At 53.3% G+C, this 14261-nt stretch carries 13 protein-coding genes and 1 pseudogene; 7 read left to right on the plus strand and 7 right to left on the minus strand.

Going from position 1 to position 14261, the window contains the following annotated elements; translation table 11 throughout:
- Positions 1 to 106: 106 nt before the first annotated feature.
- Positions 107 to 919, plus strand: coding sequence for a 5'-nucleotidase, lipoprotein e(P4) family (locus SC206_RS13035; protein WP_332737946.1), 813 nt, complete (start codon positions 107 to 109; stop codon positions 917 to 919).
- A gap of 561 nt (positions 920 to 1480) precedes the next feature.
- Here the strand turns inward: SC206_RS13035 and SC206_RS13040 are convergent.
- Both SC206_RS13040 and SC206_RS13045 read right to left on the minus strand, forming a co-directional pair.
- The gene (locus tag SC206_RS13040; protein WP_332737866.1) at positions 1481 to 1630 is read right to left on the minus strand and encodes a hypothetical protein; all 150 of its coding nucleotides are present in this window, start codon (positions 1628 to 1630) and stop codon (positions 1481 to 1483) included.
- Between the two features lie 328 nt (positions 1631 to 1958).
- Entirely contained in the window at positions 1959 to 2489 is a 531-nt protein-coding gene (locus SC206_RS13045) for a GNAT family N-acetyltransferase (RefSeq protein ID WP_332737867.1), read from the minus strand.
- 150 nt (positions 2490 to 2639) lie between these two features.
- Between SC206_RS13045 and SC206_RS13050 the strand changes: the two genes are divergently transcribed.
- The gene (locus SC206_RS13050) at positions 2640 to 3443 is read left to right on the plus strand and encodes a MerR family transcriptional regulator (RefSeq protein WP_332737868.1); all 804 of its coding nucleotides are present in this window, start codon (positions 2640 to 2642) and stop codon (positions 3441 to 3443) included.
- A 193-nt stretch (positions 3444 to 3636) separates the two neighbouring features.
- On the plus strand, positions 3637 to 4947 hold the full coding sequence (locus tag SC206_RS13055; RefSeq protein ID WP_332737869.1) for an NAD(P)/FAD-dependent oxidoreductase: 1311 nt from the start codon (positions 3637 to 3639) through the stop codon (positions 4945 to 4947).
- Between the two features lie 40 nt (positions 4948 to 4987).
- Here SC206_RS13055 and yedA read toward each other — a convergent pair whose 3' ends face one another.
- Complete coding sequence (gene yedA / locus SC206_RS13060) at positions 4988 to 5929, minus strand: drug/metabolite exporter YedA (protein WP_332737870.1); 942 nt, start codon at positions 5927 to 5929, stop codon at positions 4988 to 4990.
- Positions 5930 to 6147: 218 nt separating this feature from the next.
- Between yedA and SC206_RS13065 the strand changes: the two are divergent.
- Together SC206_RS13065 and SC206_RS13070 are read left to right on the plus strand one after the other, a co-directional pair.
- Positions 6148 to 6246 (plus strand): annotated as a pseudogene (locus SC206_RS13065) (hypothetical protein); the annotation flags it as partial.
- Between the two features lie 295 nt (positions 6247 to 6541).
- Positions 6542 to 7396 (plus strand): hypothetical protein, encoded by an 855-nt coding sequence (locus SC206_RS13070; RefSeq protein ID WP_332737871.1) that lies wholly within the window; start codon positions 6542 to 6544, stop codon positions 7394 to 7396.
- A gap of 49 nt (positions 7397 to 7445) precedes the next feature.
- On the opposite strand, the gene SC206_RS13075 is transcribed toward SC206_RS13070, so the two are convergent.
- The 4 genes from SC206_RS13075 to osmF are packed head-to-tail and all read right to left on the minus strand — an operon-like array spanning position 7446 to position 11249.
- Positions 7446 to 8207: an ABC transporter permease gene (locus tag SC206_RS13075; protein ID WP_332737872.1), complete on the minus strand. Its 762-nt coding sequence runs from the start codon at positions 8205 to 8207 to the stop codon at positions 7446 to 7448.
- Entirely contained in the window at positions 8204 to 9142 is a 939-nt protein-coding gene (locus tag SC206_RS13080; RefSeq protein WP_332737873.1) for an ABC transporter ATP-binding protein, read from the minus strand. The genes SC206_RS13075 and SC206_RS13080 overlap by 4 nt, the downstream gene beginning before the upstream one ends.
- Positions 9139 to 10296 carry an ABC transporter permease gene (locus tag SC206_RS13085; protein ID WP_332737947.1) on the minus strand — a complete coding sequence of 386 codons (1158 nt, stop codon included), beginning with the start codon at positions 10294 to 10296 and terminating at the stop codon, positions 9139 to 9141. Before SC206_RS13085 ends, SC206_RS13080 begins: the two co-directional genes overlap by 4 nt.
- 59 nt (positions 10297 to 10355) lie before the next feature.
- Positions 10356 to 11249: a glycine betaine ABC transporter substrate-binding protein OsmF gene (osmF, locus tag SC206_RS13090; protein WP_332737948.1), complete on the minus strand. Its 894-nt coding sequence runs from the start codon at positions 11247 to 11249 to the stop codon at positions 10356 to 10358.
- A gap of 302 nt (positions 11250 to 11551) precedes the next feature.
- On the opposite strand from osmF, the gene SC206_RS13095 reads away from it, so the two are divergent.
- The gene (locus SC206_RS13095; protein WP_332737874.1) at positions 11552 to 12604 is read left to right on the plus strand and encodes an NAD(P)-dependent alcohol dehydrogenase; all 1053 of its coding nucleotides are present in this window, start codon (positions 11552 to 11554) and stop codon (positions 12602 to 12604) included.
- A 159-nt stretch (positions 12605 to 12763) separates the two neighbouring features.
- A complete protein-coding gene (locus SC206_RS13100; RefSeq protein ID WP_332737875.1) occupies positions 12764 to 14260 on the plus strand; it encodes an MFS transporter in 1497 nt (498 codons plus the stop codon).
- The last annotated feature ends 1 nt before the right edge of the window (position 14261 follow it).

The following is a 14261-nucleotide window of genomic DNA, read 5'->3' on the forward strand; positions in this document are numbered from 1 at the left end:
ATAATTGCACTCTCCCTCTGTTCCAGCCCGCTGAATCTGTTACATTTTAGCCTCTTCGTTTAGGAAAAGACCTCTCTACACACACGACAGGACGACCACGACAATGATGAAAAAAGCTTCGCTTTACGGAACTGGCGCGCTGGTATTTTTAGCGCTTACGGGATGCGCCCAGCAGTCAAAATCGGACGCCACCGCGCAGTTAAACGATCAATCGGTGATGGCGCTGAACTGGTTCCAGCAGTCGGGAGAGTATCAGGCGCTGGCGTATCAGGCTTTTACCACGGCGACATACGCTTTTGACGGCGCGCAGTCGTTGACGGGCAAACCGAAAGCGGTGGTGGTCGATCTTGATGAAACGATGATTGATAACAGCGCCTACAGTGCCTGGCAGGTCAAGGCCAACAAGCCGTTCGACGATAAAACCTGGTCTGAATGGACGCAGGCCAAGCAGGCGAAGGCTATTCCGGGCGCGGTGAGTTTCGCGCAATACGTCGACAGTCACGGCGGGATCATGTTCTACGTGTCGAACCGTGACCATAAAGACTACGCCGCCACCGTCGCCAACCTGCAACGCCTTGGTTTCCCGAACGTTAATGAAAAAACCCTACGTCTCAACACTAACACCTCGAACAAGCAGGCACGTTTTGACGCCATTAAGGCCGAGGGTTACAACATTGTGCTTTACGTCGGCGACAACCTGAATGATTTTGGCGCGCTGACGTATCACAAGAGCAACGCCGAGCGTCGTAACTTCGTAAACAGCAACCACGGTAAGTTTGGCACGCAGTTTATCGTCCTGCCGAACCCGTTATATGGTGATTGGGAGTCGGGTTTAGCGCCTGGTTATAATAAGTTGACGCCTGAGGCGAAGCTTAAGGTTAGGGAAGAGGCGCTTCAAAGCTGGAGTGGGAAGAGTTAGACCAAATCTCGTGTGGTTTTAGATTTGGAATCTAAAGGCAATTTTCTTAGATTCTAAATCTTTTAGGTCAAAGTCTTTTGGATCAAAGTATTTGGATTCAAAATCTTTGGATTCAAAGACTTTTGGGTCAAAGTCTTTAAAATCAACTGCATGCGCTTCGCTTACTGGGCGCTGGCCCAGACCAGGCAGAAGGTGCTTTAACGAGCACCCTCTGCACTCCCGCGTTTTTCTTCCACAGTTGCAACGTGAGGACTACAAAGGGAGATCGTTTCAGGCACATTGGTGAGTGGCGTAGGTCGCGCGGCTTCGCCGTCCCCTCGCTGCGTTCACAAGCCAAAAACGTCTTGTTCATCTCCGCTCAGCGCCGCCCTGAGGCCGCCAATTACAGCCCCAACAGAAAAAACGGATACTTTTAAGCGGTCAAAGGCCGATCACTCAAACATAAAATGCTTTGTTAAAAAGGATCGGTCCTTGACCGCTCAAGAGTATCCGCCCTTGCCGTAAATGTTGTGACAGGTTGAGGAGTCGGTTCTTGACCGCTGAAAAGTTTCCGCCCTTGCTTTAATTGCTGTGATTGGCGGCTTCAGGGCGGCGCGGAATGGAGTCGAGCAAGACGTTTTTGGCTTGCGAACGTAATGAAGGGAGCGCGAAGCGCCGCGACCTACGCCACGCGCTGTGGTCACTGGAAAGATCTACGGATTTAGTCCTCATGTTGCACCTATGGAAAAAAAGCGCGGGATTCTCAAGGGTGTTCGCTTAGGAACATCCTTGAGGCGGTCTGCGCCGCCGCGCAGTAAGCGAAGCGCATGAACTTGAACTTGAAGTTGAATCTACAACCGCAATGGCTCGGTCAAGCCCAGCAACGTACAGTAAGCGAAGCGCATGCAGTTGAACTTAAAAACCGCCAATGCTCGGTCAAGCCCAGCAACGCGCAGTAAGCGAAGCTCATGCACTTGAAGTTGAAGTTGAACTTGAACTTGAACTTGAACTTGAACTTGAACTTAAAGATGAAATTGAAAAGAAAAATTCAAATTCAATTTCAAATTTTTTTGTACATAACTGTTGTTGATTCCAAAACCCCTTTTGTCGACATCGCATAATCAGGGATCACTCCACTCACCTCATATCCCAGCGAATGGTAAAGCCCCTGCGCTTCCGAGTCGGTCACGGTGTCGAGTATCAGCAGGGATTTGTTTTCGCGTTTTGCCAGCTTCTCAATCGACTGCATCAGCTTTCTGGCGATTCCCAATCTTCTTGAATTTGGATGAACCAGCAGCTTGGCGACCTCGGCGCGGTGAGCGCCATTTCCAGACATGCTGACCACCAGCTGCACCGTGCCAACAATTTTACCGTCGATACGAGCGACCAGAATTCTGCGCTGGCCTTCGGCGAAAATAGGTAACAGCTGATGCCAAAAAGTCAGCGCCTCGGCCTGTCCGAAAGGCGGCACGAAACCCACGCTCGCGCCGAGGGCTACGCAGCCTTCCAGCGTTTCAGAAAGACTCAAGAGATCGGCGCGTGAAAAATCTTGAGAATATGGCTCATTTTTTAATTCACTAATGACTATCACGTGTTTTATTCCTTGAGATCGAGGCTGATAAATTCATAATAAACAGCAATTCTTCGACCTTGGCAACTTGTACAAGCACATTATTCATGTACAAGTTAGCTCGGTAGGATTAGAGTAAGAACCAGCTGAGTCATTTAACGGAATATCTCTATGTCTTTGTACAGCATCGGCGAGGTCGCACGCATTTGCGGCATCAACCCTGTCACACTGCGCGCCTGGCAGCGACGTTATGGTCTACTTAAACCTCAACGTACCGAAGGCGGACACCGTTTATTTGATGAAAATGACCTCGAAACTATTCGCACCATCGTCGGCTGGATCAATCGCGGCGTGCCGGTCAGTCAGGTAAAAGGCCTGCTCGAAGAGACTACCGCGCCCCTAGCCAGTGGCTGGACACAGCTCGAACAACAGCTGATGGCCGTCGTTCAGGAAGAGAAAACGCAAAAAATTCGCCAGCTAATTGCTGAATTGGCGCGTGATTACCCTGCTGAAAATCTGGTTGATAACGTTATCCGCCCGCTGCGCTCGCGCCTTTCCTCTAATCCATCGACGCATTATCTGCGCGGATTGCTCGACGGCGTGCTGATCGAACACGCGGTCTCCTGCATGAGCGCGCTGCATAAAAAATCGGGCAATAAAACGTTGCTGGTGGGCTGGGGTGAAATAGACCGCACCGAACTGTGGCTCGAAGCCATTCTGCGCAGTCAGGCAGGCAGCCCAATCGACCTGCTCCCCGATCCTTTTATCGACCCGCAGGTTGAAAACTTTAAAGCCGAACAGATTCTGCTCTGGGCCGAAGGTCGTTTGAATCGTATTCAACGAAGCAAATATTTGCAGTGGCAGCAAGCAGGCTACCCTGTCACTCTGCTTGGCAGCGCCGCCGTATTGTTAAATACTTCTGAATCAGCCGAAGAAGAAGCCGTAGAGAGTCACGACGAAGCTCATGGCGTATAAACTCCCCGCTCGTTGAATTGCCGATCAGCTTGAATTGTCGATCAGTAAATTGAGTTCTAATAAATAGAATGCTGGTCCAAAACCTTGCCTTAACCTGTTATCTTCACGACAGATCTGTTTAATAAAAATCTGTCGTTACGGATAACTACGGCTATTATTTTCTGAGTGACTTGAAAGGTAAGGTGGATTGCGCATGAAAATCGCCATCATTGGCAGTGGCATCTCGGGGTTGAGCTGTGCATGGAAGCTGTCACAACAACAGCCTACGTGGGAAGTGACGCTTTTCGAGGCTAACAAAACGCTTGGCGGACACGCCACCACGGTCGACGTTCATCTCGATGGGCGCGATTACGCCCTTGAAACCGCCTTTACCGTCTACAATCCGCAGGCTTCACCGCACTTTTCCGCCCTGCTCGACCAACTCGGTATTGAAGGCCAAGCCGTCGAGAACAGTTTTTCTCTGCATAATCCTGATACCAAACTCGAGTTTCACAGCGGCAAGCCGTTCGTTCAACGCGGCAATATGTTGAAGCCTGCCTATTGGCGCTTTCTCGGCGAAATAAAACGCTTTAACGCCCTGTGCAAGGCGCGCTTGCAGCAGCCGGAAAAGAGTGAAGCGACGCTGTCTACCTTATTGCGCAAGAACGGTTTTTCGGCCTATTTTGCCCTGCACTATATTCTGCCAAGAGCCGCGACCATCTGGTCACTGTCGATGGAAGATATGGGCAAGTTTCCGCTGCCGGTCTTTTTGCGCCTGTTTGATCAGCACGGATTATTTGACGACGCGCCCAAGTCACAGGCAAAGATAATTGCGGGCGGATCGCGCGAGTATATTCGTCGCCTCGAGCAGCTGTTGCCGGCAAACGTCACTCTGTTAACCCATACGCCGGTCGTTTCGGTGACGCGTGCGGCCAACGCCGTGACAGTCAGCTCGGCGCGCGGGAATGAAGTTTTTGATCAGGTGATTTTTGCCTGTCATGCCGATCAGGCGCTGTCGTTGCTCGACACGCCAACCGACAGCGAAAAACAGGTGCTTGGCAGCTTGCCCTATAAAACCAACGACGTGGTGCTGCATACCGATATCCACCAGCTGCCGCCGAATCGACTGGCGTGGGCCAGCTGGAACTATCGCCTGCCGAATGGCGTGGGCAATGCGCTGGGGCAAACGCCGTCTGCGCCGGTGCATCGGGCGATTGTGCGCGAGCGGCCGGTCAGCGTGACCTACAATCTAAATATTTTGCAGGGCATCGCCTCGCCAAAAACCTTTTGCCTGTCGTTGAATCCGCTGAAACCGGTCGATGAAAACAAGATTTTACTGCGCACCACTCATCGTCATCCGGTATTAAACCTTTCCAGCCTGCAATCGCAGCGCCAGCGCGACCTGATTAATGGTCACAATCGCTCCTGGTTTTGTGGCGCGTATTGGCACAACGGGCTGCATGAAGATGGCGTGATCAGTGCTAATGAAGTGGTGAACAAGCTGCTGGCGCACGACTCGGCCTAGCGCGTTCGGCTCCCGTTAATGCGAGAGCCGAACGGCTGAGTTACATTTTTTTCAAAGTATCGGTCGGGATTTCCGCTTCTGCTAATGCCACCACTTTGCTTTTAAACACAAAACGCCCCAGAGTCACCAACAGCACGGCCCCTAAAATCACGCCCAATGCCACCCATTCCACCGGCGATAATGATTCGCCGGCAAAGCCGATGCCGAGCAATACGGCAACGATCGGATTGACGTAGGCGTAGCTGGTGGCAATCGCCGGTCTGACCGTTTTAAGCAAATACATGTAGGCGCTGACCGCAATCATCGACCCGAAAATCACCAGATAAGCCAGAGCGCCGAATGCGGCAGGCGAAGGCAGCTCGACCAGATGTTCGCCGCTCAGACGGCTGGCAATCAACAGCACCACGCCCGCGACCAGCATCTCGGCGGCGCCCGCCATCAGTCCTTTTGGCAAGGTGACGCGCGAACTGAGCACCGATCCAAAAGCCCAGCTCAGCGACGCCATCAAAATCAGCAGCGCGCCCCACGGATTGCCGTTCAAATTGCTGCCGGTATTGAGCAGCACAATGCCAAACAGGCCAAGCGCCACGCCCGCCCACTCAATTCGACTATTCGGCATGCCCCACATGCGGCTGAAACATAAGGTAAATAGTGGCACGGTCGCGACCATCACCGCCGCAATGCCGGAAGGCACGTTGAGATGTTCGGCCACGGTCACCAACCCATTGCCGACGGCGAGCAGCAAAATGCCGATCATTCCCGCCGCGATCCACTCGCGCAGCGCCGGGACTTTGTGTCCGCGCAAAAGAAGAAAAACAAACATCAGAATGCCCGCCGTCAGGAATCTAAAACCGGCCATCATCAGCGGCGGCCAGCTTTCTACGCCGACGCGAATAACCAGATAGGTTGAACCCCAAATGAAATAGAGAGCAAATAAGGAGGCAATCAGCGGCAGAAGATTGCGCAGAGCTGAACGAGACATAGAATTGACTTATCACCAAAATTTGAGAGGCAGACAGTAAACGCTATAGTCGCGCTTTCGAGCAAGTAAAGCCGTGCTATTGCCTTCAAAGATGAGAAAAAAATCACGCTCTGGCGGGCAAAATTGTTTCTAAAAGGTTAATCGCACAAATTATGACTGTGTCACTGCGGGTAAAAGTCTTATAATCAAGCTCTGGTTTTTAACAAAGTCCGGCAAAAATGAATAATCTAGGTAAAAAGCTGTTTATCGCGCTATTCGGCCTGATGGCAATTGGCTCCATCGGCGGTGTGATGGTTGCAGGGTATGCCATTGTTATCGAAGAGCCTGTCAAGATGCCTGCCAGCGTGCCAACGCCCGCCGCGGCTCCTGCGTCTGCCACTTCCTGATCCCCGCAGTGAAGTCTTCCCTGTTGCAAGCGTGATTCCTGTTGCAAGCGTGATCGTGTAAATACCAAATCGCGCTGCAATATATTCACCTCATCAATAATTAAATAATATTCCATTCAAAATTAGCATCTTTTTAATTGGGGCTATTTATTTTTAATGGCTTTATAATTATGGCTTCTCCTTTCAAAAAAAGTTTCTTTGACAAATAGATAACAAGGGACATGCCATGACCATTATTTTAAATAAATTCGCACTTAACCCCTCTATATATAGTGAAGCGCTGTGGAATAAAACGCCCACAGTAAAAGAAATTCTTAATGTGTTGCAGCATATAGGTAATAGACCCAAAAACTTTCAACCTACTTTTTTAGCACAATCAAATGAAATTATTCGGAGGTCTCCCAGTAGGCCCATCTTCACAATCGATGAATACCCCGAACAGTTCGTCAATAATCTTAACGCGAATAACGACAAACTCACTGCCAAACGGCCAGAATCTTCACGATTTAGCGGATTAAGAAGAAGAGAATTAAACATTAAAACTGATTTTTATAAGCCGCTTCCGTTACCGAAACCCTTTGGCCTATTGCCTCAAAGCAAGCCCGCGGTCAAAGGGTCGCTACCCGCTATTGTTATTACTCCGCCGCAGCCGGAACCGATTAACGTTGAACCAGCGCGCAAGCCAAGGCGCCTGTGGTCCGCGCCCGTGCCGCTTATTCTGCCGCCGCAGCCGGAACCGATTAACGCCGAGCCAGCGCGCAAGCCAAGGCGCCAGTGGTCCGCGCCCGTGCCGCTTATTCTGCCGCCGCAGCCGGAACCGATTAACGCCGAGCCAGCGCGCAAACCAAGGCGTCAGTGGTCCGCGCCAGTGCCGCTTATTCTGCCGCCGCAGCCGGATAATATTGACGCAGACGAATTGCCTGCACCGCCTCTTCCACTCGTTGAACTTTTTGGTGGTCTTAAACCAGAAGATATTATTGACGACGGAACGTTATCTGAGGATGAATTCCTTTGGCGAGCAGATAAACTTTTAGAAACTTTCCAAAAAATGCGTGAGCTGATGAAAATTGCTTACAGCTAGCGGTTGATAATTAAATATCAGCCCACGCTTTAAAATAATTTAATAAAAACTACGCCTCGGGCTGCCAATTTCTTAAGCGGCGGCTCCAGCGTTCAAATATCATATCGACGATAATCGCCAGCAGCGCAATAACCACCGCGCCCTGTAATACATAGGCTGTATTAAATCCGCTTAAACCAATAATAATCGGTGAGCCTAAACTTTGCGTGCCGACGGTCGAGGCGATCGCCGCCGTACCAATATTTATAATCACCGAGGTGCGGATACCGGCGATGATCACCGGCGACGCCAGCGGCAGTTCAACGCGGCTTAAAATTTGCCAGCGATTCATCCCTACGCCTTCGGCAATTTCACGCGCGGAGGACGGCACGGATTCGATTCCCGCAATTGTGCCCTGCAAAATCGGCAGCAGCCCGTAAAGCACCAGCGCGATAATCGCCGGTTTTTCGCTGAATCCCATCACGGGCACCGCGACGGCCAACACGGCAACCGGCGGAAAGGTCTGCCCCATCGCCACCAGCGTTTCGATTAGCGCACGAAATTCTTTGCCTGCGCGACGGGTCACGCCAATGCCCGCCAGCATGCCAATAATCACGGCGATCAGGCTTGAAACGCCCACCAGCAGCAGATGCGCCAGCACTAAACGGGCGAAACTGTCCTGTAAATAGACGGGCCTGTCGAGCGCGGGAAACAGCGCGTGGAACAGCCAGCCAAGCGAGGTCATGCCAAATACCAGCGCCAGAAAGGCGGCAATAACCCAGCTCAGCGGGTCGCGCAGCATTCGAATCGGCAGCGAGGCTTGCGCGTTCATGGTTTGGCTCCGACATCGATCAGATCGGAAAAATGTAGTACGCCGAGCGGTTTTCCGCCTTCATCGCACACGGGTAATTGTTCTGTGTGGCGCGCCACAAATTCGGACAACGCTTCGCGCAGCGTCATCGACGCCGTCACCGGTTCACCTTCGGCCTGTTCACCCGCACGAAGCCGCTCGCCGACCCGAGTCAGCGCCAACAGTTTGATGCCGCTGTCGCTGCGCCCAAAAAAATCGGCGACAAACGGCGTCGCGGGCTGAGTTAGCAGCTCCAGCGGCGTGCCTTGCTGAACGATTTTTCCTTCGCTGAGCAGCACAATGCGGTCCGCCAGTGTGAGCGCTTCATCAATATCATGGGTGACCAGCACGATCGTTCGGTCCGAAAGCTGATGAATACGCGCGATTTCATGCTGCAAGGTGGCGCGCGTCACGGGGTCGAGCGCGCCAAAGGGTTCGTCCATCAACAACACTTCCGGATCAGAAGCCAGCGCCCGCGCCACGCCAACTCGCTGCTGCTGACCGCCGGAAAGCTGATGCGGATAACGTCCACGAAACTGCGCCGGATCAAGATGCAGCAACGTCATTAATTCCGTCACCCGATCGCGAATTTTGGCTTTCGGCCATTTCAGCAGTTGCGGCACGGTGGCGATATTCTGCTCCACCGTCCAATGCGGAAACAGCCCGATAGACTGAATCGCGTAGCCCATCCTGCGGCGCAGATCTTGCGCGCGAAATTTTTCGATAGGCTCATCGGCAAAGGTAATTTGCCCTCTGTCGTGCTCCACCAGCCGATTTATCATCTTCAGCGTGGTCGATTTTCCCGATCCCGAGGTGCCGATCAGCACGGTAAATTCACCTTTGGCGATGTGCAGATCGAGCTCCTCAACCACCGCTTTGCCCGCAAAATGCTTGCTTACTCCTGAAAAATTGATCATCTGCGCGAGGTCTCCAGCAGTGAGACAAGAAATTTAAACAGCCCGTCGACAATCGCCGCCATCAACACCACGGGGATCACGCCGAGCAGCACCAGATCCAGCGCGCTGCTTAACAGACCTTGAAACATGATGGCCCCTAATCCGCCCGCGCCAATCAGCGCCGCGACCATCGCCATGCCGACCGTTTGCACCGCGACTATTCGCACGCCCGCCAACACCACCGGCAGCGCAATCGGCACCTGCACCTTGAAAAAAACCTGTGGGCGACTCAGGCCCATGCCGGTTGCGGATTCGATAACCGCAGGCGCGACCGAATGCAGCCCCGCAATCACGCTGCGCACCAGCGGCAACAGCGAATAAAGCACCAGCGCGATAATCGCCGGTGCCGCGCCAATGCCGCTAATGCCGTGCGCGCCAAGCCACGGAATCGCCTTGGCCAGGCCAGCAAGCGGTGCCAGCAGCAGGCCGAATAGCGCAATAGAAGGCAAAGTTTGGATAATATTGAGGAAGGAAAGAATCGACGGCCGCCAGCGTGGCGATCGGCTGCAAAAAATGCCAAGCGGCAGGCCAATCAGCACCGCCGGGACAAGCGTGCCGACCAAAATGCCGAGATGCTGCCACAGCGCGGCGTTGAACACGTCTTCGCGATTTTCATACTCTTTTAACAGAGAAAGCTGTGACAGTTCGCCGCTTGCCAGAAGCAGCACAATCGGCAGCGCCAGCTGGAGATTTAACAGCACGCGAAACGAGTGATTGAGGGTAAAACGGCTGATGGCATCGGAGGCGATGAGCAGCGACAGCGCGGTCGTCGCCCAGAATCCGCCGCCGAAAGAGATGCGCGCCAGACTCTCTTCATCACCGCCGGTTAACACGACGGCCTGATGCCCAGCCAGCGCCACCAGCGAGGCCAGCAAGATTTCGGCCAGCAGCAGAATGAGCAAATAAATACGGCGCGACGGCGAGACAAATACCAGCGCCAGCAGGCCAATGACCGGCAGTAACAGCAGCGCCCACGCCCCTTTTAGCAGGCCGGAAAGCGGAATGCCTTCTCCGGACATCAGCCGATTTGGCGCGTGAGTCACAAAGGCCAAACCGGCTCCGGCGGCGATTAACAGCACGAGCAGCGTAAACAGTACGCGGTTTTTTACGCTTATATTCAAAATGTTACGCCCATTTTCAACCATTATCCCCCGCCTGCCCTGCTTCAGCGCCGTTATTTCGCTTTAACAAATCCTTTCTGTTGCAGATATTTAGCCGCAACTTTCTTGGCATCGGCTCCGCCCACCGCGATTTGGGCGTTGAGTTTTTGCAGCGTCGGGCCATCCAGAGAAGCAAACACCGGTTTCAGCAGCGCGGGAATTTGCGGATATTCTTTCAAAACAGCTTCACGAATAATCGGCGTCGGCGCGTAAATAGGCTGTACGCCTTTCGGGTCCTGTAACGTTTGCAGCCCCAGCGCCGCCACCGGGCCGTCGGTGCCGTAAGCCATCGCGGCATTAACGCCCGAGGTTTTTTCGGCCGCCGCTTTAATCGTCACCGCCGTATCGCCACCGGCCAGCGACAGCAGTTGGTTCTGTTTCAGCTTGAAATTATAGGCATTTTCAAACGCAGGCAAGGCATCGGGACGCTCGATAAACTCCGCCGAGGCCGCCAATTTGAAATCACCGCCGCCATCAATCCATTTACCCAAATCGGCCAGCGTTTTCAGATGATTGGCCGTCGCTACGTCCTGTCGTACCGCGATAGTCCAGGTGTTATTAGCCGGAGACGGATCGAGCCAGACAATTTTATTCTGCTCATAATCGAGCTTTTTAACCTTGTCGTAGCCTTGCTGGGCGTTTTTCCACGCCGGGTCTTTATCGTCGGAAAAGAAGAATGCGCCGTTGCCCGTGTATTCCGGATAAATATCAATTTCACCCGCCGTAATCGCCCCACGCAACACTTTCGTGTTGCCAAGTTGCAGTTTATTCACGGTTTTAATGCCGTTGGCATCAAGCACCTGAATGATCAAACTCCCCAGCAACGAGCCTTCGGTATCAATTTTTGACCCCACCTTAACGCTGTCGGCGGCCTGTGCAGAAAAGCTGAATGTTCCTATCAACGCCATCGCCGCTGCGGCAGCTATACTTCTCAAACCCACATTTCCTGTTATGCGCTGCATATTATTTCCTCTTATTGAGTAGAAGAGCGGCAGAGATCAAAGTAAAAAAAGTAGAATTTGTACATAAAATGAGATGTTACAAGGATAGTTCAAATTATGACGAGAGCACAAAACCGCCCGTCATAAAAGCTGGCGACGGGAGAAGAAAATGTGGACCCGCGCGCTCGGCTTTCGTCCTACTTCGCTGAAAAAATCCGAATGAATAAGGTCCGCGTCAACGCGGCGTTTAATCGAATAATGAGGCAATTATGAGCACTGACACCCAATCCAGAAAAATCCACGCGGCGGTGGTAGACAGCCATCAGCATCTTGCGTTTCAGCAATTAGATCTCGCCGAACCGCTCGAAAACGAGGTTTTGGTTAATATCGTGGCCTGCGGAATTTGCCACACCGATCTCGGCTTTATGACCGAAGGCGCTATTTTAGGCCACGAGGGCGCGGGGATCGTCGAGCGCGTCGGCAGCGCGGTAACCGCGGTAAAACCCGGGGACCACGTTCTTCTCTCCTATCAATCCTGCGGCAAGTGCGCGCCCTGTGAAGACCATCAGCCTTATGCGTGTGAACATTTCACCAAGCTTAATTTCGGTTTCCAACGGCTTGATGGCAGCAGCGCTTATCCAGAAAAAGTTCACGGCCACTTTTTTGGTCAGTCGGCGTTTGCCGATTACACGCTGGTCACCGAGCAGAATCTGGTAAAAGTTGACGCTGATTTGCCGCTCAACGTGTTGGCCCCGCTGGGCTGCGGCGTGCAAACCGGTGCGGGCACGGTGTTAAATACTTTAAAAGTACAGCCCGGCGAAAGCCTGATGGTAATGGGCACCGGCGCAGTGGGTCTCTCGGCCATTATGGCGGCCAAAATTGCCGGCGCGAAAACGATTATTGCCGTCGATCGCGACCCTGCCCGTTTAGCGCTAGCAAGCAAGCTTGGCGCAACCGAAACCATTAATTCCGATCAGGAAAATTACCTCGCCACGCTTTGTCCGCATCTGGATTACGTCATCGACACCACCGGAATCGGCCATTTGGACGAGTTTGCACAAGAGGTGTTAAAAGCGGGCGGCACGCTGGTGCGTCTGACCGGTTCCGCAAGTGAGCCTCTTACGCAGGGCCGCAAGGCGATCAGCGTGATTCAGGGCAATTCCGTCGCGCAGGAGTTCCTGCCGCAGCTCATAACCTATTGGCAGCAGGGAGAATTCCCGCTGGAGCAGTTGATCACTTACTACGATTTTGACGACATCAATCGTGCAGTGAGAGATGCCAAGCGTGGCAACGTAATTAAAGCGGTGCTGGTCTGGGAATAGAGGTAAGGAAAAAAGAGGAATAAAGGCAGTCACTGAGGCGGCAGGGATTTTGGAACGGCGTTTAAAATCGGACAGATATAAAAAGGATTTAATTTAATCTTGTGATGTGGGTGTCTGGACGTCTATACTGCCTTTTTTAATAAAAGCGTAGTTAAAAAAATGACTGACACTATTGCGGCCTCTTCCGCCGCCTCGACAGGGTTTACTGATACCTCCAGCGTCGGCGATCAACCGACGCTGATCCGCTCCGCCGCCGACATTACCCGCCTGGTCAATCAGGGCGCGACCAAGCTCAGCGATGCGCGCATCGTCATTGCTATCGCGCTCGGAGGCGTTTTCCTCGACGCCTATGACCTCGGCGGTTTGGCATTCGGCATGAAAGATATCACCCGCCAATTTGGCCTTACCCCTTCTGGCGCAGGCATGGTTGCGTCGGCAATTACCCTCGGCGCAATCGTTGGCGCGCTGTTTGGCGGCTATTTGACCGACAAAATCGGCCGTTATCGCGTTTTCATGGCCGATATGTTTTTCTTCGTGGTTGCCGCGTTGGCCTGTGCTTTTGCGCCAAATGAATGGGTGCTGGGCATTTCACGCTTCGTAATGGGTGTGGGCGTCGGGATAGATTTACCCGTCGCGATGGCGTTTTTGGCCGAGTTTTCCAAGCTTTCGGGGCGCGGCAACAAGGCTTCGCGGGTCGCGATGTGGTGCCCGACGTGGTACGCCGCCATCAGTATTTCCTATCTGCTGGTGCTGCTGCTTTATGCCGTGCTGCCCGCCGATCAGACTGACATCCTCTGGCGCATCATCCTCGGTTTTGGTGCCGTGCCCGCCCTGCTGATCATCGCCATCCGTCATCGTTACATGAATGAATCGCCTGTCTGGACCGCCAATCAGGGCGACCTCGAAGGCGCGGCGGCTATCCTGCGTCGTTCATATAATATCAACGTGGAAGTGGCGAAAGACGCCAACCTGCATCCGCAACCGGCCGTGCGTAAAGCCGCGTGGAGCAACTACGGCGAGCTGCTGAAAGGCGTGTATCTCAAGCGCACAATTTTGGCCACCGTCACCTCGCTGGTGTCGCCGTTTGCCTATAACGCCGTGGCCTTTGGCCTGCCGGTGATTCTGTCGACCTTCCTCGCACAGTCGATTCTGAGCACCATTTTGTTCTCGCTGGGCCTGAATCTGTGCTTCGCCTTTGTGGGCGGACTGCTGGCGGTGCGCTTCGTGCCGAAGTTTGGCGCGTGGAATATGACGCTGGCGGGTTACGCGTTGCAGCTGATTGCGATGGTTGGACTGGCGCTGGTCGGCCATCCGGATAACGGCACGCAGGCGGCCATTTCTATCGCTATGCTGGCGTTGTTCCTGTTTGGCCAAGGCATTGGGCCGGGTTCGCACACCATGACTTTCGCCTCGCTGAGCTATCCGACCTCGCTGCGCGGCGTTGGCGTCGGCTTCAACCAGATTCTGGTGCGCACCAGCTCCACCGCGTCGCTGTTCCTGTTCCCGGTGCTCTCTGCCGCACTGGGAACCGGCGTATTCTGGGTGATCGCCTTTGCACCGTTGATCGGCCTGATTGTGCTGCTGGCAATCCGTTGGGAGCCATCAGGTTATGACGTCGATGCAGAAGATTTTGTGGTCGAAGAAGTCAAAGCCTAAC

The sequence above is a fragment of the Rouxiella sp. T17 genome, from assembly GCF_036663475.1.
Classification (GTDB): Bacteria; Pseudomonadota; Gammaproteobacteria; order Enterobacterales; family Enterobacteriaceae; genus Rouxiella.

Bases quoted from the DNA above. Each gene is read 5' to 3' on its own strand.
- SC206_RS13075 (WP_332737872.1), bottom strand. From the start codon at position 8,207: ATGAACGCGCAAGCCTCGCTGCCGATTCGAATGCTGCGCGACCCGCTG.
- osmF (WP_332737948.1), bottom strand. From the start codon at position 11,249: ATGGCGTTGATAGGAACATTCAGCTTTTCTGCACAGGCCGCCGACAGC.
- SC206_RS13035 (WP_332737946.1), top strand. From the start codon at position 107: ATGAAAAAAGCTTCGCTTTACGGAACTGGCGCGCTGGTATTTTTAGCG.
- SC206_RS13070 (WP_332737871.1), top strand. From the start codon at position 6,542: ATGACCATTATTTTAAATAAATTCGCACTTAACCCCTCTATATATAGT.
- SC206_RS13095 (WP_332737874.1), top strand. From the start codon at position 11,552: ATGAGCACTGACACCCAATCCAGAAAAATCCACGCGGCGGTGGTAGAC.
- SC206_RS13100 (WP_332737875.1), top strand. From the start codon at position 12,764: ATGACTGACACTATTGCGGCCTCTTCCGCCGCCTCGACAGGGTTTACT.
- yedA (WP_332737870.1), bottom strand. From the start codon at position 5,929: ATGTCTCGTTCAGCTCTGCGCAATCTTCTGCCGCTGATTGCCTCCTTA.
- SC206_RS13040 (WP_332737866.1), bottom strand. From the start codon at position 1,630: ATGAGGACTAAATCCGTAGATCTTTCCAGTGACCACAGCGCGTGGCGT.
- SC206_RS13050 (WP_332737868.1), top strand. From the start codon at position 2,640: ATGTCTTTGTACAGCATCGGCGAGGTCGCACGCATTTGCGGCATCAAC.
- SC206_RS13055 (WP_332737869.1), top strand. From the start codon at position 3,637: ATGAAAATCGCCATCATTGGCAGTGGCATCTCGGGGTTGAGCTGTGCA.
- SC206_RS13080 (WP_332737873.1), bottom strand. From the start codon at position 9,142: ATGATCAATTTTTCAGGAGTAAGCAAGCATTTTGCGGGCAAAGCGGTG.